Origin of the sequence: Ancylobacter defluvii (assembly GCF_018390605.1) — a bacterium.
GTDB lineage: Bacteria > Pseudomonadota > Alphaproteobacteria > Rhizobiales > Xanthobacteraceae > Ancylobacter > Ancylobacter defluvii.
In genome coordinates this window covers 175,709-202,597 of record NZ_JAHBGD010000026.1, presented here as the reverse complement: position 1 = coordinate 202,597, position 26,889 = coordinate 175,709, and the positions used below count along the sequence as shown (strand labels likewise).

The following is a 26,889-nucleotide window of genomic DNA, read 5'->3' as shown; positions in this document are numbered from 1 at the left end:
GGGCCTCTGCTTCAGGGCGGGGCGCAGTGAAGCATGAGGGCTTCGCCGCGTCGGGCCGACATGGGTTGGCGGATATGGGTTGGCCGAACATGGGTCGGCTGACATGGGTTGGCCGAACATGGGTTGGCCGACATCGGATCGCGCCGGTGCTGCGGCGCATCCAGCCATGCCCTCCTGTGACCGCACAGGCTCACCCTCGAGTGCAGCTATCGCATCGACGCCGCGGCGGCGCCGGTCCTTCGGCCGTCCGTCGGCCGTGGCCCGACGCTCAGGCGAGCTTGAGGTCCGCTGCCTTGCCGTGGCGGTAGACCAGATCGAGCACTTCGTTGCGCGCCGGGATGCGATCGGCCGGCGTCGCGACCCGATAGCTCAGTTCGAGCACGATCGCCTCGGCGTCGATGCTTTTGAGCGCCACGACCGGCTCGGGATCGCGCATGAGGCTGTCGCAGCTGGCAAGCGCCTCGCGCATCACGCCTGTCACCATGGACGGCATGTGCGTCGGAGCGACGCGTAGGGTGACGCTCTGCACCTGCGAGCGATCGGGCCGGGTCAGATTGGTAATGGTCATCTTGGCCAGCACGCTGTTGGGCAGCACGACAACGTTGTTGGCGAGTGTCTGGACATGCGTCGCGCGCCAGTTGGTTTCGCTGACGCGGCCTTCGGTGCCGTCAGCGAGAAGCACGAGGTCGCCGAGGTGGTATGGCCTGCCCAAAGTCAGGGCGATGCCGGAAAACACGTCCCCCAATGTGTTCTGAAGCGCGAGGCCGAGCGTGATCGCCACGACGCCCGAGGTGGCCACGAGGGCGGAGACGTTCATGCCGAAGACGAAGGACATGATCGCGAGGCCGACGCCGAGATAGATCACGGCGACGAGAATATCCTGAAGCAGCCGGGCCTGCCGGGGATGCCCCTCGATCACCAGATACAGCCGGACAAAACCGATGACGGCCCAGGCGAGATGGATCCACCACAGCACCTTGGCGAGGATCAGGGTGAGGTCGGTCGACTGATAGTCGCCATATCCTTCCAGATGGTAGGGCACGACGCCGTAATACAGCAGCACGCCGGTCATGACGGCAAAGAAGCCGAGCTGGACCACCAATCGCACCGTGGCGCGCCGGCCAGGGATCGCATGCCAGACCAGGATCCCCCCGGCGCCGAACAGATTGATCAGCGCAAGCGGAGACCCGATTTCCATCACCGTCATCCGGCTCTCCTCCTCACAAGATCGCCCCCACCCGGGGCCTGCGCGGCCGGGTGGGGGATTGGCGCTATTTCGCCAGCGGATAGGTCAGTTCGGTCTCGCCGGTATCGACGACGAAGACGGCGAGGAGCCTCGCCGGCCCGGTCGCGCTGGCGTTCTCGCTGACGCCGTGGCGGTCGCCCGGCAGTTCCGAGAAGCTCTCGCCGGCGCGATAGGTGACGACCGGGCCGTCATTGACCTGGCTGCGGATGGCGCCCTCCAGCACCGTCGCATAGATGAAGGCCGAGCTCGGATGAGTGTGGGCGGCCGAGAAACCACCGGGGCCGTACTCCACCAGCACCCCCTTCATGCTCTTGCCCGGCACGTTGGGCAGTGCGTGCTCGTAGACTAGGGTGACCCTGGATTCCTTGTCGGTGGATTTCTGGTCGGCGGATTTCTGGTCGACACCGTGCCCCTGCGCCGAGCCGAGGCACAGGGCGAGAATGACGACGGCGCCCAGAGTGCGGATCATGAGACTCTCCTAGGGTTTCAGGCGAGAACGACGGCCGGTGCCGATCAGGCGGCGGCCGGACGCTGCGTGCTCATCCACTGCTCGAAGGTGATGGCGCCGAGCCGCGGACCGGCGTCGGAGACGAGGCTGTTCCCGTCGAGCCGGGCACCGAAATAGCGGGCCTCGGGATCGGCCTCGACGACGCGCGCATCGCCGATGGCGCGCAGATAGCGCCCGACGAGTTCGCTCAGCGCGACGCGTTCGGGACCGGCGATCTCGACGATGCCGTTCGCCGGCACGGCGAGCGCCACGTCGGCCATGGCGTCGGCGACGTCGTCGGAGGCGATCGGCTGCACGGGGGCCGGCGACAGCCGCACCGTCTCGCCGCGGGTCGCCGACTTGGCGATGCCGGGCAGGAACTCGAAGAACTGGGTCGAATGCACGATGGTGTAGGGCAGGCCGGATTGGCGGATCAGCTCTTCCTGCCGCAGCTTGCCGCGGAAATAGCCGCTTTCCTGCAGCCGCCCGGTGCCCACCACCGACAGCGCGATGTGGTGGCGCACGCCGGCGGCCTTGCCGGCCGCCAGCAGGTTGCGGCCCGAGGCCTCGAAGAAGTCGAGCACCGCCTGATCCTCGAAGGACGGCGAGTTGGCGAGGTCCAGCACCACCTCGGCGCCGGCGAGCGCCGCGGCGAGACCTTCGCCGGTGACGGTGTTGACGCCGGAGTTCGGCGAGGCGGGCAGCACGTCGTGGCCGCGCTGGCGCAGGCGGTCGACGGTCTTGGAACCGATCAGGCCGGTTCCGCCGATGATGACGATCTTCATGACGCGGATCTCCCTATCGCAGCCGCGCGGGGCGGTGCGTAATGCGTTCAATAAGCGGGTCAGCGGCTCAGCTGAGACCGGCCTTGTCGAGGCCGAACGCCTTGTCGGCGGAGCCCGGCACGGCCTTGAAGGCAATGGCGACGCGGTTCCAGGCATTGATCGCCATCACCGAAAAGGTAAGGTCCGAGAGCTCCTTCTCGGAATACTGGCCGCGCACACGCTCATAGAGCTCGTCGGAGACCCCGCCCTCGGGCAGCGTCGTGAGCGCCTCGGTCCAGGCGAGGGCGGCGCGCTCGCGGGGAGAGAACAGGGCGGATTCGCGCCAGATGGCGACGTGGTACAGGCGGAGTTCGGTCTCGCCGGCGATCTTCGCCTGCTTGACGTGCATGTCGAGGCAGAAGGCGCAGCCATTAAGCTGCGAAGCGCGGATCTGCACCAGGTCGCGGATCTTCTCCTCGATGAGGCTGTCCTTCAGCGCCGCGCTGAAATCCATGAACTTCCTGAACAGCTCCGGCGACTGCTGGGGGTAGTTGATACGCTGAGACATCGGGGGCTCTATTTCGTTTGCGATGAGACGAGGTTTGCCGGGCGTGGGCTCATGAGATTCACGCGCCCACGCTCCGTTCCGGCACTGATCGGACGCGGGGTCAGTAATCCCAGTAGGCCGGCACCCAGCGGAAGGCGTCGCCGTCGACCGCCACCCGGCCGACGGAGGGGAACGGCAGGTGAGTGGCCACCAGCTGCTCGCCGGTCGCCGCCAGCTCGGTCAGAAGGCGCACCCGCACGCGGGCGGCTTCCTCGGGATCGTGCTCGAAACCGTTGTGCCAGTCCGGATGGTCGAAGCCGACGGTGAACACGGCATCGCCGGCAAATGTCAGCCGGTCGTTGCCGGAGGCGAGGCGGACCACGCTGTGCCCGGGGGTGTGGCCGCCGGTGCGGCGGACGACGACGCCCGGCGCCACCTCGTGCTCTTCATCGAACAGGCGAAGCTGGCTGCGATACTCGCTCGCAAAACGCGTGGCAGCCGAACGGAGTGCGTCCGGGAACCCCTGCGGCATGTCGACCTGGGTGAAATCGGGCGCCTCCCAGAACTTGACCTCGGCGGCCGCCACATGGATCCGCAGGTCAGGACGCAATTGGTCCTTCACGCCCTCGACGAGGAGCCCGCCAACATGGTCCATGTGCATGTGGGTCAGCACCACGTCGGTCACCGAGGCGAGATCGACGCCGGCGGAGGCCAGTCGCTTCACCAGTTGGCCTGCCCGCGGAAGGTTCAGGTCCGGGTCCAATCCGAGCCCGGCGTCGATGAGTATGGTCTGGCCGCCGCTGCGCACCAGGACCACGTTCAGCGACCAGTCGAACGCGTCCGGCGGCAGGAACATCTCCTTCAGCCAGGCGGCGCGCGCGGCCGAATCCGCGTTGTGTCCAAGCATCTTGGTCGGGAGCGGCAGTACCCCGTCGCTGATGATCAGCACGTCGATCTCGCCGACCTTTACGGCATAGCGCGACGGTACCAATTCGTCGGGCCCTGATCTGACGGGGGTCGATGCAATGTCGAGGCTCATGTTCATCTCCTGCTGTCCGGGTCTTACACTCGGCAGGGATGACGCTATGGAGAGGCGCGGTTCGCGTCGATCAGATCGAGGCAGAACGCGACCTATGCTGTGGCATAGGTCGTCTTGTGCCGGTGGATCGGCGCATCGGCCGCAGCGACGCGCAAGACGGCCCGCATCTCGGCGCTAAGTTTCGCGCGCGTTCGCTCATCGGCGGGTTCATCGCCGCGGTGATTCCCACGGAACTCGACGAAACCGTTCCACCACGAAATCGATGAACAGCCGTGCCGGCCGTGCAAGGTGCCGGCGCCCGACATAGACGACGCGAATGTCCATCGCCTCGCTGTGAAGCGTGGGCAGGCATTGGACGATCTCGCCGGATGCGAGCTCGCCATGCACGAGGAATTCCGGCAACAGGGCCGCCCCCTCGCCGCGCAGGACGGCGGCTTTCATTCCGAAGCCGTTCGCACAGATCACCGCGCAGGGTGAATCGATCTCCCGTCGGGAACCATCGGGAGCGAGCAGCGACCAGACATTTCCGGTATCGGAGAACTGGTAGCCGACGCGCGGGAGTGACCGCAGCGTCTCGCTGCGCTCGGCATCGCCGGTCTGGGCGAGCAAGGAGGGAGCCGCGCACAGCAGCATTCGTGTGGGTGCGACCTTTCGGGATACCTGGCTTTCGGAACCGGAGGGCGAGATGCGCAAGGCGATGTCGAAAGCCTCCTCGGTCATCTCGATCACCCGGTCATTGTAACGGATGTCGAGTTCGACGGCGGGATGCTGCGCGGCGAATTCGGGCAGGAGGGGGGCGAGCCAGGCGAGCCCGAAGGTCATCGGCGCGTTGATCCGCAGCCGTCCGCGCGCGGCGCTGTCGGGATCGGCGAAGCTCGTCTCCAGGTCGGCGATCTCGTCGAGAACGCGCCGCGCCCGTTCATAGACGTCGCGGCCACTGTCCGTGAGCGCCAGCCGACGCGAGGTGCGCTCCAGCAGCCGGGTGCCGAGGGAGGCTTCCAACTGCTGGACGTTCCGGCTGACATTCGCGGGCGAAATGCCGAGGTCCGCGGCCGCGCGGCCAAAACCGCCGCGTGCGACGATGGCGACGAAAATCTGATAGGCGCGCAGGCGATCCATCGTTCGATTGTTGCAGATCATGCAACGTTCGACCAGTTCTGCATCAATTGAAGGAATGATCCTCGCGCCGCATATGTCGATGACCATTCACGGAGGTCATCATGACGACATTCGAAGGCCGCGTTGCCATCGTCACCGGAGGCGGGGCTGGCATCGGCCAGGCTGCAGCCCGGCAGCTTGCGGATAAGGGGGCCTATGTTCTCATCACCGGGCGCCGACCGGAGGCTGTTGCGGCCGCCGCCGCCGCTCATCCCTCAATCGAAGGTTTCGTGGCGGATGCCGCCCGCCCGGAGGCCATCGAGGCCACGGTCCGGGAGGTGCTCCGACGCTGGGGACGTCTCGACATCGTCGTGAACAATGCTGGGGCCGGCCAGCCAGCGGCGCTCGAAGAGGTGTCGGCAGAAAGCCTCCAGGCGATCTTCAGCACGAACGTGTTCGGACCGACCCTGCTCGCCAAGGCGGCGCTGCCGGAATTGCGCAAGGCAGGCGGTGCGATCGTCAACCTGTCGAGCACGCTGGCGCGCAAGCCGGTGCCGGGCTTCTCGGCCTATAGCGCCAGCAAGGCCGCGCTCGAACAACTCACCCGAAGCTGGGCGCTCGAACTCGCGGCTCAGGGCGTTCGCGTGAATGCGGTGGCGTCGGGGCCGGTGGAATCCGATTTCCTGCGCGAGCGCATGGGGTTCTCGGATGACGAGATCACCGCCATCAAGACCAAGGAGGTCGAGATGATCCCGCTGGGACGGCGCGGCGTGCCCGATGATGTCGCCCGTTGGGTGGTGGCGCTGGCCGACCCGGCGGCCGATTGGGTCACCGGCCAGATCATCGGCGTCGATGGAGGCTTCGGCCTGTAGGCGCCTGGCTTCCCGCGTCCGCATTCCGGTTGGGGGGCAGGGATGTGCCGTGAAGCGCAAGGTGCATGGCCGCGCTCCCCGGGCGGCCATGCACCTTGGGCAACCCATGGATTTCCATAGGATGCCTGCCGCCCTTCGCCGCCCTATCCTCCTGCCGGATGGGATCACCCGGTCGGAAGGAGTGATAGTCTGCCGCCACGGTAGCGGGCCCGGGTATGCGGCCCCCAGAGGAGGACGTGACGATGTCGTCCATCGCAGTTGACGCAATGAACGACGAGCCTCTGCCCGACCGTGAACGGGAGCTTTCGCAACTCGTGGACATGGTTCCGTGTCACGTATGGCGCCTCAGGCCCGATGGCGAGCCGACATTCTTCAACAGGCGCATGGCGGATTATTTGGGGGTGGATATTGCCGGCGGCGCACCCGTCGGCCTGGAAGCATTGATCGCCTCGGTCCACCCCGACGAGGCGCGTGCCTTCCGCGATACGCTCGGCCGCAGCCTGGCGACCGGCGAACCGTTCTCGCTGCGCTACAGGCTGCGCCGGTTGGACGGCGGCTATCGCTGGATGTCGAGCCGGGCCGAGCCGCTGCGCAACCATGCGGGCGAGATCCTGCACTGGTACGGCGTGTGCCACGACATCGACGATCAGGCCCGGGCGGAGGAGGCGCTTCGACTGCGCGAGCAGGAACTCAAGCGACTTGTCGACACCGTGCCCGCGATGATCTGGTGCGTCACTCCGGATGGCGAGCCCTCCTATATCAACAAGCGGCTGGCGGACGCGGTGGGGGTCGAGTTGAGCGACCTCACCGGGCCTGACGGCTCGCGCTCGCTCGCGGATATCCATCCCGAAGACATGCCGGCGGTCGAGAAGGCGCTCAGCCAGGCATTTGAGACGGGCGAGCCGTTTTGCATGACCTACCGGCAGCGTCGCACCGATGCCGGGTTCCGATGGACGGAAGGGCGCGCCGAGCCCCTGCGCAGCGAAAGCGGGGCGATCATCCGATGGTACGGCGTGTGCGTCGATGTCCACGACCGTGTCGTCGCGCAGCGAGCGTTGCAGGAGCGCGAAGGGCAGCTCCGCCAGCTCGTCGATTCGGACATTATCGGCATCGTCATCTGGGATCTGGACGGCACGCTTATCGACGCCAATGACGCGTTTCTCCGCATGGTTCAGTACGACCGGGAGGACGTCGAAACCGGCATCCGATGGCTCGACATGACGCCACCCGAATGGCAGGCGGTACATGCCGAGGAAGAGGCCGAGGAACTGGCCACAACCGGCAAGATGCAGGCCCGCGAAAAGGAATATTTCCGGAAGGATGGCAGCCGAGTTCCGGTGTTGATCGGCGCGGCCTGCTTCGACGGCCAATCCCGGCAGGGGGTCGCCTATATTCTCGATCTGACCGAACGCAAGCGCGCGGAAGCCGCGGTACGCGACCGGGAGAGGGAGCTCTCGCAACTGGTGAACATCGTTCCAAGCTATCTCTGGCGGATCGATGCCGATGGCTTGCCGGTATTCTTCAATAAACGGATGGTGGACTATCTGGGGCTGGATGTCGCCGACGCAGATCAGCCGGACAAGAGCCGGTTCGCCGCCATAACGGAGGCCATTATCCATCCTGACGATCGCGCCGAGGTTTTCGCCGCGTTCGAACGCCACTTTGCGACGGGCGAGAGTCTTTCCATGAAGTGGCGCATGCGTCGGGCCGACGGCGTGTATCGCTGGATGGAGGCCAGTGCGGAGGCAATGCGCGATGAGGATGGCCGTATCGCTCAGCTGTACGGTCTCTGCCACGATATTGACGATCTGGTTTTGGCCGAGGAATCGTTGCGCCGCAGCAAGCAGCAGCTGGAGCAGATGATCGACGCGGTGCCGATCAACATCCTGAGCTTTGATCGCGCGCGGAAGCTGACCTATGCCAGCAAGCGATATCTCGACACCGTAGGTGCGCCCGGCCACATCGAAGACTTCGAGGCCCTGGCGGAGGATTTATCTCACCCGGAAGACTTCCCCATCATGCTTCGCAGGGCGTTGCACGGGTTCACGACGGGTGAGCCGTTCGTCAATCGATTCCGCCGGCGTTGCAGCGATGGCGTCTATCGCTGGATCGAGGCTCGGGCGCAGGCGCTCCGCAATGCCGATGGCGAGATCGTGCAATGGTACATCGCCTCGATCGACATCGAGGAAGAGATGCAGGCGCAGGCCGCCTTGCGCGAAAGAGAGCGGTTCCTCTGGCAACTCGTGGAAACGTTGCCGGCTATGATCGATTGTGCGGCGCCGGACGGCGAGCCGGTGTATCGGAGCCAGCAGCTTCGCGAGTTCCTGGGATACCAGCTTGAGGACCTGAGCGAGACCGAAGGGTCCCGACTGATGCAGACGCTGGATGCGGGCGTTCACCCCGACGACCTTGCTGCCGTAAAGAGCGACTACGCGCACTCTCTGGTGACGGGCGAACCTTACGCACGTCGCCATCGCTTGCGGCGCCATGACGGCGCATATCGCTGGATCGAGACGCGCGCGGCACCGATGCGCAACGCCGACGGCAGCATCGTGCAGTGGAACGTGATCTGCCTCGACATCGACGCCGAGGTCCAGGCGCAGGAGGACCTCCGATTGGCGCAGGAGCGCCTTGCGCGTGCGAGCCAGGCGGCAAGCCTTGCCGAGCTTTCCGCGTCGATCGCCCATGAGGTGAACCAGCCCTTGGCCGCGGTGGTCTGGAACTCCCAGGCCTGCCAGCGCTGGCTGACCGCCAGCCCGCCGAACCTGGAACGGGCCCAGATCACCGTTCAACGGATCATTCGCGACGCCAATGCCGCGGCCGACTTCGTGAGCCGGATCCGCGCCCTGTTCCAGCAGGCGGTGGTGCCGCGGCATCGGGCGTCGATCGGGGACGTCATCGCCGATGTCGAACGGCTGCTTGCGGACCGGACGTCGCAAACACGGGTCGGCGTGGCGGCGGATGTCGACGCCGAACTGCCGGACATCGCGTTCGACGTCGTCCAGGTCCAACAGGTACTCGTCAACCTCATGCGCAATGCTATCGAGGCGATGGATGGCCACACGCCCGAGCCCCGCCTCCGCGTACGCGCGGCTCGCGACGGCGACGTCGTGCGGGTCGAGGTGAGCGACAACGGACCGGGCGTCCTGCATCCGGAGAAGGTCTTCGACGCCTTCTTCACCACCAAGCAGACCGGCATGGGGATGGGGCTCGCGATCTGCCGGTCGATCATCGAGTCCCATGGCGGCCGGCTATGGGTGGAAGGTAACGACACCGGAGGCGCAACGTTCGCCTTCACCCTGCCGATCCAGGCGTTCGAGCCCACATGACCACGGAGAAGCCCATCGTGTTGATCGTGGACGATGACCCGAGCGTGCGCGAAGCCCTCAGCGAGCTGCTGGAATCCCACGGGGTCCGCGTGGCCTCCTATGCGTCGGCCGGCGACTATGCGCTCGCTGGCCGGCCCGAAGCGCCGGCGTGCCTGCTCCTCGACATAGAGCTTCCCGACATCAATGGTCTCGAGCTGCAGGCCCGGCTGGCCGGCACAAACCATCCGCCGATCGTGTTCATCACCGGCCATGGCGACATCCCCTCGTCGGTGCGGGCGATCAAGCACGGCGCCGTCGACTTTCTGACCAAACCGTTCAGCGAGGAGGCCCTCATGGCCGCCCTCGATGCCGCGTTCGCCCAGGACAGGCATCTGCGCGCCGAGCGCGTCGACCTCGAACGCCTCAAGGCACGCTACGCAACGTTGACGCCACGCGAGCGCGAGGTTCTGCCGCTCATCGTCAGCGGATTGTTGAACAAGCAGGCCGCCGCTGCGCTGGAGCTCAGCGAGGTCACATTCCAGCTGCACCGGCGAAACGTGTTGCGAAAGATGGGCGCCGACTCGCTCGCCGACCTGGTGAGGATAGCCGAGCGGCTGAGCATCCCGGTTACACATTCGCGTCGCGGAGAGAGAGAAGCGTGAGCAGTTCCAAGCGTATCATCGCGATCGTCGACGACGACATCCGGCTGCTCGAGTCCCTGGAGAATCTCCTGGAATCGGCCGGCTATGCCGTTCGGACGTTCTCGTCGCCGAAGGCGCTTCTCGCGGCGGGGCTGGCTGATCTCGATTGCCTGATCACCGATATCGGCATGCCCGAAATGGATGGTTTCCAGCTTCGCGAAGCCATCGGCCAAACGCGTCCCAACCTCCCCATCTTCCTGGTGACCGGCCGCCACGAGATCGCAGACCGCCCAGGCAAGTCCGCCTTGGCGACCGCTCTGTTCCGCAAGCCGATCGATGGCCAGCTATTGCTGGCCGCCGTGGAAAAGACCTTCACCGAGTGAATCTGGGAGAGGTGACCATGTTGCAGCGATTGTCCCGCGAAGCCCGAACGTCACCGGATTCCACCAGGGTGGAGGCGCCGGTCGTTCTGGTGGTGGATGACGACGCCGCGGTCCGGGAGGGCTTGAGCGAGCTGATATCGTCGATCGGGTTGAACCCGGTCTGCTTTGCTTCCACGCAGGAGCTCCTGGCCTCGTGGGACCCGGACGAGCCCGGCTGCCTCATCCTCGACGTGCGCATGCCCGGCGCGAGCGGGCTCGACCTCCAGCGCCGCCTGGCGGCCAGTGGCAACACCAAGCCGATCATCTTCCTGACCGGGCACGGCGATATCCCGATGACGGTGCAGGCCATGAAGGCCGGTGCCGTCGACTTTCTGACCAAGCCGGTCCGCGACCAGGTGCTTCTGGACGCCATCACCGTCGCGCTGGAGCGCGACCGGTTGCAGCGCGCGACGGCGGATGTCGCAAAGCGTAATGTCGAACTGCTGGAACTGCTGACGCCACGCGAGCGATCCGTCCTCATGGAGGTGGTCCGCGGACGCCTCAACAAGCAGATCGCCCATGACTTCAGCATCAGCGTGGTCACGGTGAAGCTTCACAGGAGCAACGCCATGCGGAAGATGCAGGTCGCCACCGTCGGCGAGCTGATCCGGGCATGGTCAACCTTGCCGAGGCATTTGCGGCAAGCGCGCGAATGAACGGGACCGATAGCAAAGCTCCGACGTGAAATCCCGTGCAACCGTCTTGTGCCGGGCGTCAGAACTTCGTCGGGGGACCGTCTGGCCGCAGACGCCTCACGCCGCGGTGTCGAGCACGATCTTGCCGAACCCGCCGCCGGCTTCCATGCAGCGATGCGCCTGCGCCGCTTCGGAGAGCGGGAAGACCTTGCCGACCAGAGGCTTAAGCCGGCCATCGGCGAACATCGGCAACGCGCCTTCGGAGAAGCGCCGTACCATGGCGCGCTTCTCCTCCGCCGTCCGCGACTTCATCACCGTGCCGATCAGGCGCAAATGATTGTGCAGCAGGAGGGCCAGCGGGATGGTGGTGCTGTCCTGCCCGCCCAGCAGGCCGACCTGTACGAGGCGTCCGCCCGGCGCGAGGCTGCGCAAGTTGCGGGCGAGATAGTCGCCGCCGACGAAATCGACGATCACGTCGACCCCGCTTCCGCCGGTTGCCTCGCACACACCCTGCTCGAAATCCTCGGAGCGATAGTCGAACACCGCGTCGGCGCCGAGCGCGACGACGTCGGCACGGCGCTCGGCATTGGCCGTCGCGAACACCCAGGCGCCGAGCGCGTGGGCGATCTCCACGCCGGCGGAACCGACGCCGCCGGCGGCGGCATGTATGAGCACGGCCAGACCCTTGCCGGCGCCGCCGAGATGGACGGCCGCCTCCCATGCGGTGACGAAGGACTCCATCACCGCCGCTGCCCCGACATAGTCGAGACCTTCTGGAATGCGCACCGCCATGCCGCGATCCACACGGGCATATTCGGCATAAGCGCCGCCACCGACGATGGCCATGACGCGCTCGCCGGGGCGGACATCGGTGACGTCGCGGCCCGCGGCGATCACCTCGCCCGCCACTTCCAGCCCCAGCAACTCGCTCTCGCCATAGCTCTGTTTGCCGTAATAGCCCTGCCGTTGCAGCAGGTCGGCACGGTTGACGCCGGCGGCCATCACCTTCACCAACAGGTCGCCGGGACGCGGCTCCGGCATCGGAGCCTCGGCAAGGCGGAGCACATCCGCCTTGCCGAACTCATCGAACATGACCGCCTTCATTTCGCGCTGGCCTTGGCGACCGCCCGGCGGGCGATGCTGGCGGCGAAGAGCGGCGTTTCGCGACGGTTATGGTCGCCGCCGGCCTCCTGGCGGGCCACCGCCGCCTGCTCGAAGGTCTGGCCGTGCGCGGCGAGGAACTCTATGAACACGTCGGTCGGGTGCGAGGTGACGCGGTTGGTGTAGCGGGTGCGGCCGCCGTCGATCGCCTCTGCGAGCAACTCCCAGATCACGTTGACCTGCGTGCGCCCCACCGGGGTGAACACGTCGGAGATCGAGTTCATCCGGCAATAGCTCGGGGTCGCTTCCTCGGCGACATAATGCTGGATGACCAGCCCGGTGCCGATCATCTCGACATTGATGACCATGGGACGGCCGTCATCGGTCGTCGTGATGCCGGAGCCGATATGGTCGGGCGGGCAGCAGCGCAGATATTCCGCCTCCGGCAGGGTGAACAGCCAGTCGGCGATGTCGACCTTCTCCAGTGGCACGTCGATCTCGGCGGTATAGGCGGACTGCGAGAGGATCTTGTCGGTCAGAACATTCATGGCTTTGCCCTTCAATCACATATCGTCTCAGCGGCGATCGATCGCTGCGCCGGCGAGACCCGGACGCAAACGACGACATCGGGTATGATCATGCGCCGTGCCGGGGGTAGCGTATTTCGCCATTTCCATAGTCGCTGTCGTTGTTTGCGAGATGGAATGTCAGCGAGGCTTCCCTGGCGCCGGGTGACGCCGCTGTGTTGACGGCGCCGAATATGCGACTGTCGTGGATGGGCGATAAGCCACCGCTTCCTGCAAACGGCTTTGCCTGGATCGCAAAGATGAGACCCCATTTCGCCGAGTACCTCGCCACCTTCGTCGATGTCGTCAGGGCCGGGAGCTTTTCCGGCGCCGCCCGCCGGCGCGCGGTGACGCCTTCGGCGATCGTGCGCCAGATCGATACGCTGGAGGCGGATCTGGGCGTTGCCCTGCTGATCCGCTCGACGCGGGCCCTCACGCTTACCGATGCCGGCTGGCGGCTGCACGAGCGGGCGCTGCGGCTTCTCGACGAGCTGGCCGACACCCACGCGGAGGTTTCCGCCTTCGACGGCTCCGTCTCCGGCACGCTGCGGATCGCCTGCTTCCCGACCTTCGGCAAGCGCTATGTGCTGCCCATCGTCGCGGCGCTGCAGGCGGAGCACCCGGCGCTCAAGGTCGAACTCGACCTGACGGAACGGTTGGCCGATCCGGTCCTCGAACGTCTCGACGTGGTGATTCGCATGGGGGAGCTGACCGATAGCACGCTGATCGCCACCAGGCTTGCGCCGCTGACGCGGCTGCTGGTGGCAAGCCCGGCCTACCTGGCGCAGGCTGGTGCGCCGGACCGTCTCGTCAATCTCTCATCGCATCGTCTGCTCGACAAGCTGCATGGTGCCGATCTTCTCGGCTGGCGGGACGTGCTTGATTGCCCGGCGGGCCATGCCGGAAAAGGTGTGGTGACGTTCCGGTCCGATGATTTCGAGGCCCTGCGCGCGGCGGCCGAGGCGGGCCTTGGAATAGCGTTCCTGTCGAGCTGGGTCGTCGGGCCGGACGTCAGGGCCGGACGGCTGGTTCGGCTCCGGCTGGATGAAGAACCCTGGAACGCCGAGCCGGCGGGAATCCACCTGCTCCGCGCCCTGCCGCAGGCGAGCGCCAAGGTGCGGGCGTTCACCGAGGCGCTGCGGGCGGGCATCGGAAGCCCGCCCGTCTGGGAGCCCTGATGGGGCACGTTTTGCTCGATGGCGATCGACGGCGATCTCGTCATTGACAGCGGCCCAGGCGTGTTCGCGGCGGCATGCACGCCGCCGCTGTGCCGGTGAGCTTTCCTTGGATCGTGGGCCGGTCAGATCTGCGTCATGCCGCCATCGACGAACAGTTCGGCGCCATTGATGAAGCTTGCGGCGTCGGAGGCGAGGAACAGCACGGCCTGCGCCACATCCTCCGGCTTGCCGACACGGCCGGCGGGGATGCTGGCGACCAGGCCGGCCTTCACGCCCTCCGCCTGAACGCCGCCGCCGAAGAGTTCGTCGAGGCCGGCGGTTTCGATCACGCCGGGGCTGACGACGTTCCCCCGGATATGACGGTCCTTGAGATCGAGGATCCAGTTGCGGGCGAAGTTAGGCACCGCCGCCTTGGTCGCGCTGTAGACGCTGAAGGCCGGGTTGCCGGTCGAGCCCGTGACCGAGCCGGTCAGCACCACGTGCCCGCTTCAGCTGTCCCCATGGCATGGTCGAGGTGCTGTCTCCCGGCATTCCGGGGTTTCTCTCCCGCTTTCCCAAGGTTCGGCTGCAGGTGATCGCGACGGACCACCCGTCGACCTGATCGCCGAGCGCGTGGATGTCGCCCTTCGCGTGCGGGTGGATCTCACCACCGACGCCTCGCTCACCATGCGCACGCTCGGCCATTCGCGACGCCTCCTCGTCGCGAGCCCGGCGCTGGCGAACCAGGCGCAGGAGGGCATCGGGGCGCTGGCCGGGCTGCCGACGCTCGGCTCCGCGGATGAGCCGGGCGAAGTCCTCTAGGACCTCGAGGGGCCGGAGGGCGCACGCTTTGTCCACCGGCATGAACCGCGCCTGACCTGCGGCGACCTCGCAACGCTGCGCGGGGCCGCCGCCGCTGGACTTGGCGTGGCACTGCTGCCGGATCATATCTGCCAAGCCGATCTGACCAGCGGGCGGCTCGTGCGCGTTTTCCCCGGCTGGGGCGGACAGTCCGGCATCATGCACCTTGTCCTCACGACCCGGAGAGGGCTGCCGCCGGCCGTACGTGCCTTCATCGATCATCTCGCCAAGACTTTCGGCTCCTTGAGGCTGGACGAATGACGGCACCCATAACCCTGGCTTCAAGGACGATGGTTGCCGGCATGTGTCGGCCTAAGTCGTCGGGCGCCGGAAGCGGCCGTTATCCTTGGGCCTTGGCATATGGGTCACGCGCCTGAGTTCATCCGCTCCCCGGCCCATGTGGCGATGTCGCCGGGGCGGGCCAGCCATATTGCGTCCTGCCGGGCGGCAATGTGTTCCAGCGCCTTTGTGAGCGCGCGCAGGCGAAACGGCTGGCCGGAAATGAAGGAATGCACCACGACGCTCATCACCAGCGGCTGGGTGCGCGCGGCCTCCAGCATCTCGTCGAACTCGTCGATGATCATCTCGGCGAAGTCGCGGGCGCTGGCCTGACGGCCGATGATGGTGGTGCTGTCATTGAGTTCGAGGGCATAGGGCATCGACATCAGCCGGCCGGTCTGGGTGGTCAGCCACACCGGCTGGTCGTCCATGCGGAAATCGGCGACATATTTGAAGCCTTCCGCCGCCAGCAGATCGAGCGTCGCCGGGCTGTGGGCGAGCCACGGGCTGGACCAACCGGTGGGCGGCGCGCCTTCTTCGCGGGTGATGCGCTCGACCACGGCACGCAGATAGGCGGTCTCCTCTTGCGGGTTCATGCCGGCGAGCGTGTCGGAATTGCTGACGCCATGCGCCACGAACTCGGCGCCGATCTCGCGCGCGGCTTGAATGACGGCGGGGGCATGGTCGTAGACCGCCGTGTTCAGCAGTACCGCCGGCTTGATGCCGAAGGAGGCGAGCCGCTCGAACAGCCGGAACGCGCCGACGCGGTTGCCATAGTCACGCCAGGAAGCATTGACCAGATCGGGCTTGGAGGCGCCGGGGAACAGGTCTTCGGTCAGGCCCTCGCCAAAGGCATATTCCTCGACGCCGACGGCGACATAAACCGCGAGACCCGCGCCATTGGGCCAGCGATAGGTCGGACGATCCTTGATCGAGGAGAAGCCGTAGCGGCCGTGAGTGGCGAGACGGGTGGCGGACATCAGTGGATTCCTAGTGGCGGGCATCGCCGACCCAGCGGTTCATGCCGACGTCCGAGGCTGCGGCCTTGGCGTACATGGCGCGGTAATAGGGAAGCAGTCGCCCGGCGGCTTTCGAAGCGGCGTGCAGCGTCGGGGAGCGGGCGGCGAAGAGTTCGCGCGCCTCGGCCCGCAGCGCGGCCTCGTCCATGGTGGTGAGGCGGCCATCTTCGAACACGATGCGGCCGGCGACCATGGTGAGCACGACCGAGGCGCCGCTTTCGCAATAGACCAGTTGGCGGTGCAGATCGTTGAGCGGGATGAAGGCGAGGCTGTCGAGATCGACGAGCGTCAGGTCGGCGAGCCGGCCGGCCTCGACGGCGCCAAGTTCGTCCTGCAACCCCATGGCGCGGGCGCCGCCGCGCAGCAGGCAGTCGAGGATCTCGCCGGCGCGGGGCCAGCTTTCATAATCGGGACCCGCGATGTTGTGGATCAGGCCGGCCATCTTGGCGACCGCCCACATGTTCACCGCGTCGTCGGCGATGGCTTCATCGGTGCCGAGGCAGATCGGAATGCCGCGCTGGCGGATGGCGCGGAACGGCATCACCCCGCTGCCGAGCCGCAGATTGCTGATCGGGTTGTGGGCGACGACCGAGCCGGCGGCGGCGATCAGGTCGAGATCATCCTCGTCCACCCAGACGGCGTGGATGATGTTCATGCGGCTCGACAGCAGGCCGAGATCGGAGACGTAGCGGATCAGCGAGCGACCGTTGAAGCGCTCACGCCCCAGCACGCGCTGCAGCTTGGTCTCCAGCATATGGGCGTAGAACGGCAGGCCATGGGTACAGCTGAGATCGTCCAGCGCGTGGAAATAGGCGGGCGAGACGCGCTGCGGCGCGGAGCAGGAGACGGCGGCACGCAGCCGCCCGCCCTCCGCGCCATGCCAGCGGGTGATGAGGTGATGATACATGCCGAGCAGGCTTTGCATACCGAACGCGCGTGGCTTCGCCAGTTCGGCGCGCATGTCGGGCGGCAGCAGCTCCTTGAGGAAGGGCAGCTTGTCGAGCTCGGGCAGGTTGGGCTCGTCCAGCGCCAGCGTGGCGCGGATGCCGCTATCGGCATAAGCCTGCATCACCGCGTCGATAATGTCGGGGGTCGGCTCCGGGATGAAGAACGCGTCGTCCTGCACGGCGGTGACGCCGGTCTTGAGCATTTCGGCGCAGGCGAGCTGCGTGCGCACATAGGCTTCGCGCGGGCTGGGGCGCAGCGCCTCCAGCGCCGGGGACTCGTACAGCATGAAGATTTCCAGCGGCAGGCTGTCGAGCCGGCCCTTCATGTGGTTCACCGGCGAATGGAAATGCGCGTTGATCAGGCCGGGCATCAGCAGCTTGCTGCGCCCGTCGATGACGCGGACGTCGTTAGGTGAGCGCGAGGCCGCTTCAACGCCGACCGCTGTAATGCGATTGCCCTCGACCCGCACATCGGTGGCCGGCGACATGCCGCGATCACCGTCGAGCTCGAGCAGATGGACGCCCCGGAACAGCGTGCTCATGGCGTGGGCCCGTCGAACAGCCGGCCCCAGCGCCGCCCTCGCGGATCGGCCCGGCCGACCATGTCCAGTCCATGCCAGACCGCCAGCGTCACGGAATCGAGGATCGGGATATCGAGTTCGCGCTCCAGCGTATCCACCACATAGGCGGCGGGGAAGTTGGTGCACCAGGTGAGGATCGCGTCGGGCTGGGCGGTTGCGACGTCGCGGATCATCGCCGCGATGTCGGCATCGGGAACGGCGGCGTAGTCGAGATTGTCGGCGATGCCGGGATGCGCTTCTGCAACCACCTCCAGCCCCTCGCGCTCGAAGCCGGCGACGAGCTTGTTCTGGTAGTCGCCGGCGTAGGGGGCGACCACGGCGATGCGGCGCGCGCCAAGGCTGCCGAGCGCGGCTTCCAGCGCCAGCGAGGAGGTGGTGGCGGGAATGCCGGTCTCGTCGGTCACGCGGCGGCAGAGTTCGCGGTCGGTGGCGAAGCCGAGCGTCGCGCCCTTGCTGCCGTTCCATACGATCACGTCGGGCCGCGCCTGCGCCAGCAAATGGGCGGCGGCCAGCATGCCGTCCCAATCGTAATCGTCAGGGAACAGATCCCTGGCCCCGAACACCGGCGTGCGGGAGAAGTGGGGGGACACCTCGGGGAAGTCGGACAGGATGGCGCAGGTCACGCGCTCGACCACCAGATTGGCCGAGGGCGTGATCATGCCGATGGCGGCGCGATACTTCGGGCGCAGCGAGGGAAAGGCTGGGCTCCCGCTCACGCGGCGTCCTCCCGCACCAGCCGGTTGCGGTCGGCCTGCCAGCTTGCCAGCACCTCGCTGCCCGGCCCGATATCGGGCGCTACGGCATCGACGACATCGTTCTGGCGCACCGCGATCAGCGGTTCCTCGCCGGGGCGCCGCAGATAATAATGCGTGGTGATGCCGTGATAGACCACCTGCTCGACGGTCATCCGCGCCGCGTTCGGCCCGGCATCGCCATGGGCCGGTGCGATCCGCACCGATTCCGGGCGCAGCGCGATGGTGGCCTTTCCGTCGGCCGGCGGGAGGCCGTCCAGCGCGAGGGTGAGGCCGTCGCCGGTGGTGACGATATAACCGCCGGCCTCGCGGCGGGTGACGCGGCCGTGGAAGAAGTTCGAGGTGCCGATGAAGCTGGCGACGAACCGGGTCGCCGGGTTCTCATAGACCTCGCGCGGCGTGCCGACCTGCTCGATGCGGCCATTATTCATCACCGCCACCCGGTCGGACAGCGTGAGCGCTTCGTCCTGGTCGTGCGTGACCATCAGCGTGGTGATGCCCAGCCGCTGCTGCAGCTGGCGCATCTCGATCTGCATGTTCTCGCGCAGCTTCTTGTCGAGCGCACCGAACGGCTCGTCCAGCAGCAGAACGGACGGCTCGACGATCAGCGCCCGGGCGAGGCCGACGCGCTGCTGCTGGCCGCCGGAAAGCTGGTGCGGCAACCGCTCGGCGAAGGATGACAGCCGCACCGTGGCGAGCGTCGCCGTCACCCGGCGGGCGATTTCGTCCTTCGGCACCTTCCGCATCTCCAGCCCGAAGGCGAGGTTGCGGGCGACGGTAAGGTGGGGGAACAGTGCGTAGTTCTGGAACAGCATGCCGATATTGCGGCGATGCACCGGCGTGTGGGTGACCGAGCGGCCGGCGATACGGATATCGCCGCCGCTGGGGTCGATGAGACCGGCGATCATCCGCATGATCGTGGTCTTGCCGCAGCCCGAAGGGCCGAGCAGGGACAGCACATGTCCCGGCTCGATGGTGAAGCTGACGCCGTGCACGGCGCGATGGCCGCCGTAATCTTTCTGCACGTCGTCCACCGCGATGTCGGCCGCGCGGATCGTCCGTTCGGGAAGCGGGTTCGCCATTGTCGTTACGCCGTGAAGATCTGATTGAGGTTCTCGATCCAGCTGGAGCGGACCGAGTTCACATAGGCCCAGTCCGGGCTGAACAGGCCGAGCTCGTCCATCTTGCTCTCGGGATAGGCGAGCAGGCCGGCGATCTCCGGCTTGAAGCTGAGGCCGCTGACCGCCGGGGCGGCGAGCGCCGTCTCGGCGAGACCCTGCTGGATCGCCGGATCGAGCATGCGGTTCATGAATTCGGCGCCGAGATCGGCATTCGGGGCGTTCTTCACCAGGATCTGGCAGTTCACGCCGGTGAACGCGCCCTCCTTGGGGAAGCACATGTCGATGCTCGCGCCCTTCAGCTTGTAGGGATAGACGTATTTGGAATATTCCGGCCCGCCAATGGCGCCCTGGCCCTGCGCCACCAGCAGCGGCGCGTCGTCGGTGCTGTAGAGATTCAGTACGTTGGGCTTCAGCTCCTTCAGCTTCGGCCAGGCCTGGTCGGCGAGATACTGCGCTTCCTTGTAGGGCTTGCCGGTGGCGATGGCGGCGGCGATGATCACGGTGAACACGCTCGGCGTGGTCTTGGTGCCGACCAGCGAGACCTTGCGGGCGAAGCGCGGGTCCCACAGCTCGGCATAGCTTTCCAGCGGCTTGGTCGCCTGCGGATTGTAGAACAGCCCGGCCGAGGAGATGGCGAGTGCGACGCCGTAGCCGTCATTGTAGATGAAACGCGGATAGACCTTGGCCAGATTGGGCATCTTGTCCCTGGGCAGCGGGTCGATCAGCCCTTCGCGCTTGGCGATCTCGACACCGAGATCGTCGACGAACATCACGGTGAATTTCGGCGCATCCTTGCCGGCGCGCAGCAGCGCGATCTGGCCGAGCGTCGAGCCCTGCTGGGCGTCGACCTTGCAGTCGAACTCCTTTTCGAAGCTAGGGAGCACCTGCTTGCGGATGAATTCGCCCTGCACCCCGCCCCAGATGCCGATCTGCATGGTTTTGCCGGCAGCCCAAGCATTGCGGACGAAGAAGCTGGGGGCGGCGAGGCCGGCGGCGGTGGCGGCGCCCGCCTTCAGGAGGTTGCGGCGGCTCAGGGGTGTGGAGAGCGGCTTGGTCGTCAGCTTGATTGTCATGGCAAAACTCCGGGGTTCGCGCTCCGGCCCGGGCCGCGCGCAGCGATCGAGATGAAAGGCGATGCGGGTAAGAAGCGGGCGTTTAGAAACTCATGGCGCGTCTCAAGCCGGCGAGGCGTTCCAGCAGCAGCACCATGAACAGCGAGAAGAAGATCATCAGCGAGGCGATGGCGGCGATGCCGGGGTCGAACATGCGGCTGATGAGCGAGAGCATCATCATCGGCAGCGGCACATGCGAGGCATCGAACAGCCACATCGAGACGGCGTAATTGTCGAACGAGGTGACGAAGGCGAACAGCGCGCCGGCCACCAGCCCCGGCATGATCTGCGGCCGCGTGATCCGCCAGAAGGCGGTGAACCGACCCGCGCCCAGCGTGCGGGCGGCTTCCTCGAGGCCGGGATCGACCACCACGAGGCTCGCCGAGACGGTGCGCACCACATAGGGCGTCGTCACCAGAACATGGCCGATCCAAAGGTTGAGGAAGGCGTCATTCGAGCCGATCGACGAGAACAGCCGCAGCAATGCGATTCCGGTGACCAGCGAGGGGAAGATCAGCGGCGAGAGAACCAGCGCCTGGATGAACCCCTTGCCGGGAAAGGAGAGCCTGACCAGTCCCACAGCGGTCGGGGTGCCCAGCAGCACGGCGCCGCAGGCGGCCGTCGTGCTGAGCAGCACGCTGAAGCCGAAGGACGAGGTGAAGTCGGCATCCTGCAACACCTTGCCGTACCATTGCAGGGTGAAACCCTTGGGCGGGAAGGTGATGAACGGCGTGTCGGAGATCGACAGCACGATCGGGAAGATCAGCGGCAGCAGCAGGAACAGGACGATGAGGCCGGTGAGGGTGTAGATGAGCGGCGCGGCGCGCCCGAGACCATTTTCCGACATCACGCGGCCTCCATCGCACGGGAGCGAAAGCGGCGCTCGATCAACGCCATGTAGGCGAGATTGATCGCCATCACGATCAGCACCATCGCGGTGGCGATGGCGGCACCGAACGGCCAGTCGAACACGGTGAGGATCTGCTCCTCCACCAGCGTGCCGAGCATTTTGGTGAAGCTGCCGCCAAGCAGCGCCGGCAGAATGAAGGACGAGGCGGTGAGCGAGAATACCAGCGTGCAGCCGACGCCGAGACCCGGCACGCTGAGCGGCAGCGTCACGCGGCGGAACACCGCGAGGCTCGAACCGCCGAGTGTGCGGGCGGCGTCCTCCACGGCCGGGTCGATGCGCCCGATGGCGGCGGCGAGCGGCAGCACCATCATCGGCAGGAACACCTGCATCGAGCCGATGATGACGGCCCATTCGGTGTAGAGAATTTCGACCGGCCCGAGGCCGAGATAGGACAGCGCCCAGTTGAGCACGCCGCTGTTGCCGTTGCCGAGGATGATGCGCCAGCCATAGGCGCGCACCACGACATTCACCAGCAGCGGCGCGATCACCAGCACGGTGATGGCCCGCCCGATCATGGCCGGGCCGCGTGCGATGACCAGCGCTAGCGGGTAGGCCAGCAGCATCGCGCCGAGGGTGGTGAACAGGCTGATGCGCAACGTGGTGACGACGACGTTGCGATAAAGGTCGACCGCGCCGAGCCGGATGTAGTTCGCCAGCGTGAAATTGCCGGTCAGCGTGCCGTCGGGAAGCTGCTGCAGGAAGCTGTAGCGCACCATCAATCCGACTGGAATGACGAAGACCGCGATGAAGAACATCACGACAGGTCCCAGAAGAATAAGCGCCGGCAGCAGGTTCCGACGACGCGGGGCAGCAGCTGCGGGCGCCGCTACGGCGGGAATCGGTGGGGAGCCGTCGATTTGAACGAGCGACACGGGCAACCTCATCGGTGAGGAGGCGGCGCCAGCGCGCCGTTTTGATGTCGATAATCGTATATAAGATTGTCGACAAAACAATCAATTTATGTGCACGAATTATTCGCTGTTCGTGCTGCAAAAATAAGCACTCCGCTCGACATCCAATCGGCTACATGTCTACATACCGTCGCGATTTCGATGCGGTGGGCGATGGCACGCAAGGACGGGACCGGCGACGTGGAAGTGGGTGCGGACGCGCAGGGCGACGAGCACGGGGGCGGCACGGACGACGCCATCTACGCGAAGATCCATGCCGCCATTGCCGCGCAGGATCTGCCGCCCGGCACGCGGCTGCGCGAAGACGAGATGCGACAAATCTTCGGAGTCAGCCGGGCGCGCATCCGCAAGGTGTTCGCGCGGCTCGCCTATGCGGGTCTGGTGACGATCGAGCCCAATAAGGGCGCATCGGTGTTCCAGCCGACGCCGAAGGAGGCTCGCGAGATCTTCGCAGCCCGGCGCGGTATCGAGGGCACCATCGTGCGGCTGCTGGCCGGCCGGATCGGCAAGGCGGAACTCGCCACGCTGAACCGCCATATTGCGCTGGAAGTTGCCGCCGAGGCGCGCCGCGACTGGCACGAGATGGTCCGACTATCCGGCGAGTTCCATCTGCTGCTGGCCGAAATTGCCGGAAACGACATATTGCTGCGCTTCCTGCGCGAGCTCATCACCCGCGAGGCGCTGGTGATCCTGGTCTATGAGAAACCGGGCCAGCCGAGCTGCTCGCATCACGAGCACCAGATGATCCTCGAGGCCATTCTGGCGGGCGACGCCGTTCGAGCAACCGCGCTGATGGAGGAGCATCTCGGCAATGTCGAGGAAAGGCTCGATCTGGACCGCGACACCCGCAAAAGCGTCGACCTCGGCCGATTGTTTGCCGGAAGGTGAGCTCGCAAGGCTGATCGCGAACCCAACCAGCGATCTGCAATCGGGTGCCAGCTCCCAAATGTGCCTGGGTTGTCGTGGTGGCTTTGCACCGATGATGCGTCGAACATTCCACGGTGCATAGTGTCCACCTTTTCGATGGGCAGCCAGCTTTTGGTTGCGCCAGATCTCGGAAACGAAAGATAATCGTCTGCCGGGCGTGCCGCATCAGGTGCAGGAGTTGAACAGCCAACTGAGAGCGGACGCTTATAGGACCGATAGACTATCCACCGCCTCCAGCAGCATGTCGGCCGCGTGTTCCGGCAACGGTCCATATCGGTGCGTAAGCCAACGCAAACACTCCCCGAACACGGCGGCCGTGCCGTGGTCCCGAGTGACCTTGTTCTATTGAAACTTCACGGCAAATTCTCGCGGAAGATGACGTCGATGGACGGCGCGGGCACCGCTTCCGTCGCGGGGCGGCCGGCACGCAGATTGGCGAAGATCGTGATGCAGTTCGCCAGCGTTGCCTGCGGATTCTGAGTAATGACGGCATCCATGGTCCCGTCGAGCAGCAGCGCCCGCGTCTCGCGCGTCAGGCCATGGCCGACGAAGACCACGTCGTGCTGGCGGCCCGCTTCCTTCAGTGCGCGCGCCACGCCCGTCGGGCCACCGCCAATGTTGTAGATGCCGGCGAGATCGGGATGCCGGCCGAGCAGCGTTTTGGTCTGGCGATAGTTGCGCGCATCCTCGTCCAGCCCCTCGCGCAGCCCGACCACCTCGATCGCGGGAAACGCCTCCTCGAAGAGATGCAGGAAGCCCATCTCGCGCTCCTCATGCGCGCGATAGCTCAGGCTGCCGGCGATCATCGCCACCTTGGCTGGCCGCGGCCCGATGAAGCGGGCGATCAGATAGCCGGCGGTGCGGCCTGCCGAGCGGTTCTCCAGGCCGACATAGGCGACGCGCGCGCTGTTGCCGACATCGGTGATCAGAGTGACGGTCGGCACCCCACGCTCGGCCAGGCCGTTGACTGCCTCGCGCACCAGCGGATGCTCCAGCGCCATGAAGGCGACGCCGTCCACCTCGCGTCCGATCTTCCTCAGCTTCTGGGCGAGCAGGTCGGGACGGAAGCTCTCGATGCGCTCGACTCGTGCGCACATGTTCACTGCCGCAAACTGCGACTGCGCGCCGCCGACCAGGCGGCCCAGCATGGTCACGAAGCTGTTCTCACCGGCTGGGAGCAGGAAGGCGAGGCGCAACGGCCGCAAGCCGGCGGAGGCGCGCTCGCTGGCATCGGTGATGTAGTCGAGTTCGTTGGCGGCCTGCAGCACCCGGCGCAACGTCGTGGGCCTCACTCCTGGCCGGCCGTTGAGCGCGCGGTCGGCCGTCGCCGTGGAGACGCCGGCACGCGCTGCCACATCGGCAAGGGTTGGAAGCTGGCGGGTCTTGGTATTGTCCTCGATCGACATAGGAAGCATCAAATAACATCAAAATTGGGCTTTGACCCAAAGTTCTAGGCGAACGTAAATTTCCCGCAAGCGCAAAATGCGCAGCAGACGGTCGGGGATGGGAGACCCAGATGAACGCGATTCCATTGAGGGTAAGGCGAGCGCTGGTCGCGCCGAGGCGCGCGGAAGCGTGAAGGAGGGCATGGCCTCCAATTCCGCATCTCGCATCAAAAGCCATCAATTACATCAGAACACTGCCAGCGATGATGCAGGCGAGACGCAGGAGAAGCAGGTGTCGGGTTCGCGTTTGAACGGCAAGGTGGCGATCGTCTTCGGGGCCGGCTCGATCGGCGAGGGATGGGGCAACGGCAAGGCTGCGGCCGTGGCCTATGCCCGTGCGGGCGCTCGCGTCGTTGCCGTCGATCTCGATGCCGCGGCCGCCGAGGCCACGCGTGCTGTCATCGCTTCGGAAGGGTTCGAGGCCATTGCGGTGACGGCCGATACCACGCGGCTGGACGAGGTGGAGGGAAGCGTCGAGGCCGCCCGGGCCGCGTTCGGCCGGGTCGACATCCTGCACAACAATGTCGGCATCACCTCCCAGGGAGGCCCGGCCGAAACCAGTGAGGCGACCTGGGATCGGGTGATGGCGGTGAACGTCAAGAGCATGTTCCTGACCTGCAGGGCAGTGCTGCCGGTCATGGAGGCGCAGGGCGCCGGCGCCATCGTCAATATCGGCGCCCTCGGCGGCGTGCGCTGGACCGGCTATGCGTATTGCGCCTATGCCGCCAGCAAGGGCGCGGTGAACAGCCTCACCCAGAGCGTGGCGCTGCAATATGCCGGCAAGGGCATTCGCGCCAACTGCATCCTGCCGGGGGTGATGGACACCCCGCACATCTACAAGCAGATCTCCGGTTTCTATCAGGACGATGAGGCGATGGTCGCCGCGCGTCACCGCATGTCGCCCACCGGTCGGATGGGCGATGGCTGGGACGTGGCGCATGCTGCCGTCTTCCTCGCCAGCGATGAGGCCCGCTACATCAACGGCGTCGAGCTGTTCGTCGATGGCGGCCTGCACGCGCGCTGCAACTAGACGGCCGGCCCGCAGCCGCGGGCCTTTCGAGCATTTGCCAGAAGGCAAGGCTTACAACAGAGGAAACGACCATGACCGCCACCACCCGCCGACGCTTCATGAAGGGCCTGCTGCTCGTACCGGCAGCCGGCTTCGCCGTCAGCCTGCCGCGTCCCGCACGTGCCGCCGACATCACGTTGAAATTCGGCAACAACCTGCCGGCGAGCCATCCGTTGAACATCCGCGCCAATGAGGCGGCCGAGCGCATCGCGCGCGAGACCGACGGCCGGATCAAGGTCGATGTCTTTCCCAACAACCAGCTCGGCGGCGACACCGACATGCTGTCGCAGGTGCGCAGCGGCGGCATCGACATCTTCAATGCCGGCACGCTGGTGATCGCCACCCTTGCCCCGATCAGCGCCATCACCGGCGTCGGCTTCGCTTTCGCCAATTACGACCAGGTGTGGAGCGCGGTCGACGGGCCGCTGGGCAATCTGATCCGGGCCGCCTTCGCCAAGGTCGGGCTCCATACCTTCGAGAAGATGTGGGACAACGGCTTCCGGCAGATCACCACCAGCAACCGGGCGATCACCGGCCCGGCGGATCTCGCCCGCCTCAAGATCCGCGTGCCGGTCAGCCCGATGGGCATCGCGCTGTTCCAGGCGCTGGGCGCGTCGCCGACCAGCCTGCAGTTCAGTGAAGTCTATTCGGCGCTGCAGACCAAGGTCGTCGACGCGCAGGAGAACCCGCTCGCCATCGTCGAGACCGCCAAGCTCTACGAGGTGCAGAAGTTCTGTTCGCTCACCAACCATAGCTGGGACGGCTATCACATGGTCTTCAACGGTCGTTCCTGGCGCAACCTGCCGGACAACGACAAGACCATCGTCTCCCGTGCCTTCAACGAGGCCGGACTGCAGCAGCGCGCCGACCTGCGCAAGCTGAACGAGACGCTGCGCGCGCAGCTCACCGCCAAGGGGCTCGCCTTCAACGAAACGCAGCCGGAAGGCTTCCAGGCCAAGCTGCGCGAGGCCGGCTTCTACCAGGAATGGCAAGGGCGGTTCGGCAATGAGGCCTGGAGCGTGCTGGAAGGTACGGTAGGGCGGCTCGCCTGACACGTCGCAGCTACTGGTAA

General features: G+C 66.1%; 26 protein-coding genes and 2 pseudogenes. 11 read left to right on the top strand and 17 right to left on the bottom strand.

Features of this window, described 5'->3' with window-relative positions; translation table 11 throughout:
• Positions 1–271: 271 nt before the first annotated feature.
• The 6 genes and pseudogenes from KHC24_RS21855 to KHC24_RS21830 form a co-directional block, all read right to left on the bottom strand.
• Positions 272–1,207 (bottom strand): annotated as a pseudogene (locus tag KHC24_RS21855) (mechanosensitive ion channel family protein); the annotation flags it as partial.
• 64 nt (positions 1,208–1,271) lie between these two features.
• The gene (locus KHC24_RS21850; protein ID WP_213365750.1) at positions 1,272–1,715 is read right to left on the bottom strand and encodes a cupin domain-containing protein; all 444 of its coding nucleotides are present in this window, start codon (positions 1,713–1,715) and stop codon (positions 1,272–1,274) included.
• Between the two features lie 44 nt (positions 1,716–1,759).
• Entirely contained in the window at positions 1,760–2,518 is a 759-nt protein-coding gene (locus KHC24_RS21845; RefSeq protein WP_213365747.1) for an SDR family oxidoreductase, read from the bottom strand.
• A 67-nt stretch (positions 2,519–2,585) separates the two neighbouring features.
• Positions 2,586–3,065 carry a carboxymuconolactone decarboxylase family protein gene (locus KHC24_RS21840; protein WP_213365744.1) on the bottom strand — a complete coding sequence of 160 codons (480 nt, stop codon included), beginning with the start codon at positions 3,063–3,065 and terminating at the stop codon, positions 2,586–2,588.
• A gap of 100 nt (positions 3,066–3,165) precedes the next feature.
• Complete coding sequence (locus tag KHC24_RS21835) at positions 3,166–4,089, bottom strand: MBL fold metallo-hydrolase (protein WP_213365741.1); 924 nt, start codon at positions 4,087–4,089, stop codon at positions 3,166–3,168.
• Positions 4,090–4,290: 201 nt separating this feature from the next.
• Positions 4,291–5,289, bottom strand: coding sequence for a LysR family transcriptional regulator (locus KHC24_RS21830; protein WP_213365738.1), 999 nt, complete (start codon positions 5,287–5,289; stop codon positions 4,291–4,293).
• 14 nt (positions 5,290–5,303) lie between these two features.
• On the opposite strand from KHC24_RS21830, the gene KHC24_RS21825 reads away from it, so the two are divergent.
• The 5 genes from KHC24_RS21825 (at position 5,304) to KHC24_RS21805 (ending at position 11,080) form a co-directional block, all read left to right on the top strand.
• Positions 5,304–6,053: an SDR family NAD(P)-dependent oxidoreductase gene (locus KHC24_RS21825; RefSeq protein ID WP_213365735.1), complete on the top strand. Its 750-nt coding sequence runs from the start codon at positions 5,304–5,306 to the stop codon at positions 6,051–6,053.
• Positions 6,054–6,295: 242 nt separating this feature from the next.
• Complete coding sequence (locus KHC24_RS21820; protein WP_246547422.1) at positions 6,296–9,382, top strand: PAS domain-containing protein; 3,087 nt, start codon at positions 6,296–6,298, stop codon at positions 9,380–9,382.
• Positions 9,379–10,023, top strand: a complete 645-nt coding sequence (locus tag KHC24_RS21815) for a response regulator transcription factor (protein WP_213365729.1) — start codon at positions 9,379–9,381, stop codon at positions 10,021–10,023. Before KHC24_RS21820 ends, KHC24_RS21815 begins: the two co-directional genes overlap by 4 nt.
• Positions 10,020–10,385 carry a response regulator gene (locus KHC24_RS21810; RefSeq protein WP_213365726.1) on the top strand — a complete coding sequence of 122 codons (366 nt, stop codon included), beginning with the start codon at positions 10,020–10,022 and terminating at the stop codon, positions 10,383–10,385. Before KHC24_RS21815 ends, KHC24_RS21810 begins: the two co-directional genes overlap by 4 nt.
• 17 nt (positions 10,386–10,402) lie before the next feature.
• The gene (locus KHC24_RS21805) at positions 10,403–11,080 is read left to right on the top strand and encodes a response regulator transcription factor (protein ID WP_213365723.1); all 678 of its coding nucleotides are present in this window, start codon (positions 10,403–10,405) and stop codon (positions 11,078–11,080) included.
• Positions 11,081–11,176: 96 nt separating this feature from the next.
• On the opposite strand, the gene KHC24_RS21800 is transcribed toward KHC24_RS21805, so the two are convergent.
• Positions 11,177–12,151, bottom strand: a complete 975-nt coding sequence (locus KHC24_RS21800; protein WP_246547420.1) for an NAD(P)H-quinone oxidoreductase — start codon at positions 12,149–12,151, stop codon at positions 11,177–11,179.
• 8 nt (positions 12,152–12,159) lie between these two features.
• Positions 12,160–12,708 carry a hypothetical protein gene (locus KHC24_RS21795; protein WP_213365717.1) on the bottom strand — a complete coding sequence of 183 codons (549 nt, stop codon included), beginning with the start codon at positions 12,706–12,708 and terminating at the stop codon, positions 12,160–12,162.
• 278 nt (positions 12,709–12,986) lie between these two features.
• Between KHC24_RS21795 and KHC24_RS21790 the strand changes: the two genes are divergently transcribed.
• On the top strand, positions 12,987–13,904 hold the full coding sequence (locus KHC24_RS21790; protein WP_213365714.1) for a LysR family transcriptional regulator: 918 nt from the start codon (positions 12,987–12,989) through the stop codon (positions 13,902–13,904).
• Positions 13,905–14,026: 122 nt separating this feature from the next.
• On the opposite strand, the pseudogene KHC24_RS21785 reads toward KHC24_RS21790, so the two are convergent.
• Positions 14,027–14,383, bottom strand: a pseudogene (locus tag KHC24_RS21785) (SDR family NAD(P)-dependent oxidoreductase); the annotation flags it as partial.
• A 133-nt stretch (positions 14,384–14,516) separates the two neighbouring features.
• Between KHC24_RS21785 and KHC24_RS25215 the strand changes: the two are divergent.
• Together KHC24_RS25215 and KHC24_RS25210 are read left to right on the top strand one after the other, a co-directional pair.
• Entirely contained in the window at positions 14,517–14,705 is a 189-nt protein-coding gene (locus tag KHC24_RS25215) for a type 2 periplasmic-binding domain-containing protein (RefSeq protein WP_246547418.1), read from the top strand.
• Between the two features lie 51 nt (positions 14,706–14,756).
• Entirely contained in the window at positions 14,757–15,005 is a 249-nt protein-coding gene (locus KHC24_RS25210) for a LysR substrate-binding domain-containing protein (RefSeq protein WP_309299321.1), read from the top strand.
• Between the two features lie 104 nt (positions 15,006–15,109).
• Here the strand turns inward: KHC24_RS25210 and KHC24_RS21775 are convergent, their stop codons facing one another.
• From KHC24_RS21775 to KHC24_RS21745, 7 genes are all read right to left on the bottom strand, one after another.
• Positions 15,110–16,003: a polysaccharide deacetylase family protein gene (locus KHC24_RS21775; protein WP_213365708.1), complete on the bottom strand. Its 894-nt coding sequence runs from the start codon at positions 16,001–16,003 to the stop codon at positions 15,110–15,112.
• A gap of 10 nt (positions 16,004–16,013) precedes the next feature.
• Complete coding sequence (locus KHC24_RS21770; protein ID WP_246547416.1) at positions 16,014–17,531, bottom strand: amidohydrolase family protein; 1,518 nt, start codon at positions 17,529–17,531, stop codon at positions 16,014–16,016.
• Entirely contained in the window at positions 17,528–18,286 is a 759-nt protein-coding gene (locus KHC24_RS21765; protein WP_213365705.1) for a maleate cis-trans isomerase family protein, read from the bottom strand. The genes KHC24_RS21770 and KHC24_RS21765 overlap by 4 nt, the downstream gene beginning before the upstream one ends.
• Positions 18,283–19,404, bottom strand: coding sequence for an ABC transporter ATP-binding protein (locus tag KHC24_RS21760; protein WP_213365702.1), 1,122 nt, complete (start codon positions 19,402–19,404; stop codon positions 18,283–18,285). The genes KHC24_RS21765 and KHC24_RS21760 overlap by 4 nt, the downstream gene beginning before the upstream one ends.
• Positions 19,405–19,409: 5 nt before the next feature.
• Positions 19,410–20,516 (bottom strand): extracellular solute-binding protein, encoded by a 1,107-nt coding sequence (locus KHC24_RS21755; RefSeq protein ID WP_213365700.1) that lies wholly within the window; start codon positions 20,514–20,516, stop codon positions 19,410–19,412.
• Positions 20,517–20,598: 82 nt separating this feature from the next.
• Positions 20,599–21,402 carry an ABC transporter permease gene (locus KHC24_RS21750; RefSeq protein ID WP_213365697.1) on the bottom strand — a complete coding sequence of 268 codons (804 nt, stop codon included), beginning with the start codon at positions 21,400–21,402 and terminating at the stop codon, positions 20,599–20,601.
• Positions 21,402–22,220: an ABC transporter permease gene (locus KHC24_RS21745; RefSeq protein ID WP_246547475.1), complete on the bottom strand. Its 819-nt coding sequence runs from the start codon at positions 22,218–22,220 to the stop codon at positions 21,402–21,404. Before KHC24_RS21745 ends, KHC24_RS21750 begins: the two co-directional genes overlap by 1 nt.
• Before the next feature lie 309 nt (positions 22,221–22,529).
• Here KHC24_RS21745 and KHC24_RS21740 point away from each other — a divergent pair, with 309 nt between their 5' ends.
• A complete protein-coding gene (locus tag KHC24_RS21740; protein WP_213365692.1) occupies positions 22,530–23,264 on the top strand; it encodes a GntR family transcriptional regulator in 735 nt (244 codons plus the stop codon).
• Positions 23,265–23,656: 392 nt separating this feature from the next.
• Here KHC24_RS21740 and KHC24_RS21735 read toward each other — a convergent pair whose 3' ends face one another.
• Complete coding sequence (locus KHC24_RS21735; RefSeq protein ID WP_213365690.1) at positions 23,657–24,709, bottom strand: LacI family DNA-binding transcriptional regulator; 1,053 nt, start codon at positions 24,707–24,709, stop codon at positions 23,657–23,659.
• A gap of 271 nt (positions 24,710–24,980) precedes the next feature.
• Between KHC24_RS21735 and KHC24_RS21730 the strand changes: the two genes are divergently transcribed.
• Positions 24,981–25,778, top strand: a complete 798-nt coding sequence (locus KHC24_RS21730) for an SDR family NAD(P)-dependent oxidoreductase (RefSeq protein WP_271180527.1) — start codon at positions 24,981–24,983, stop codon at positions 25,776–25,778.
• A 71-nt stretch (positions 25,779–25,849) separates the two neighbouring features.
• Positions 25,850–26,869 (top strand): TRAP transporter substrate-binding protein, encoded by a 1,020-nt coding sequence (locus tag KHC24_RS21725; RefSeq protein WP_213365684.1) that lies wholly within the window; start codon positions 25,850–25,852, stop codon positions 26,867–26,869.
• The last annotated feature ends 20 nt before the right edge of the window (positions 26,870–26,889 follow it).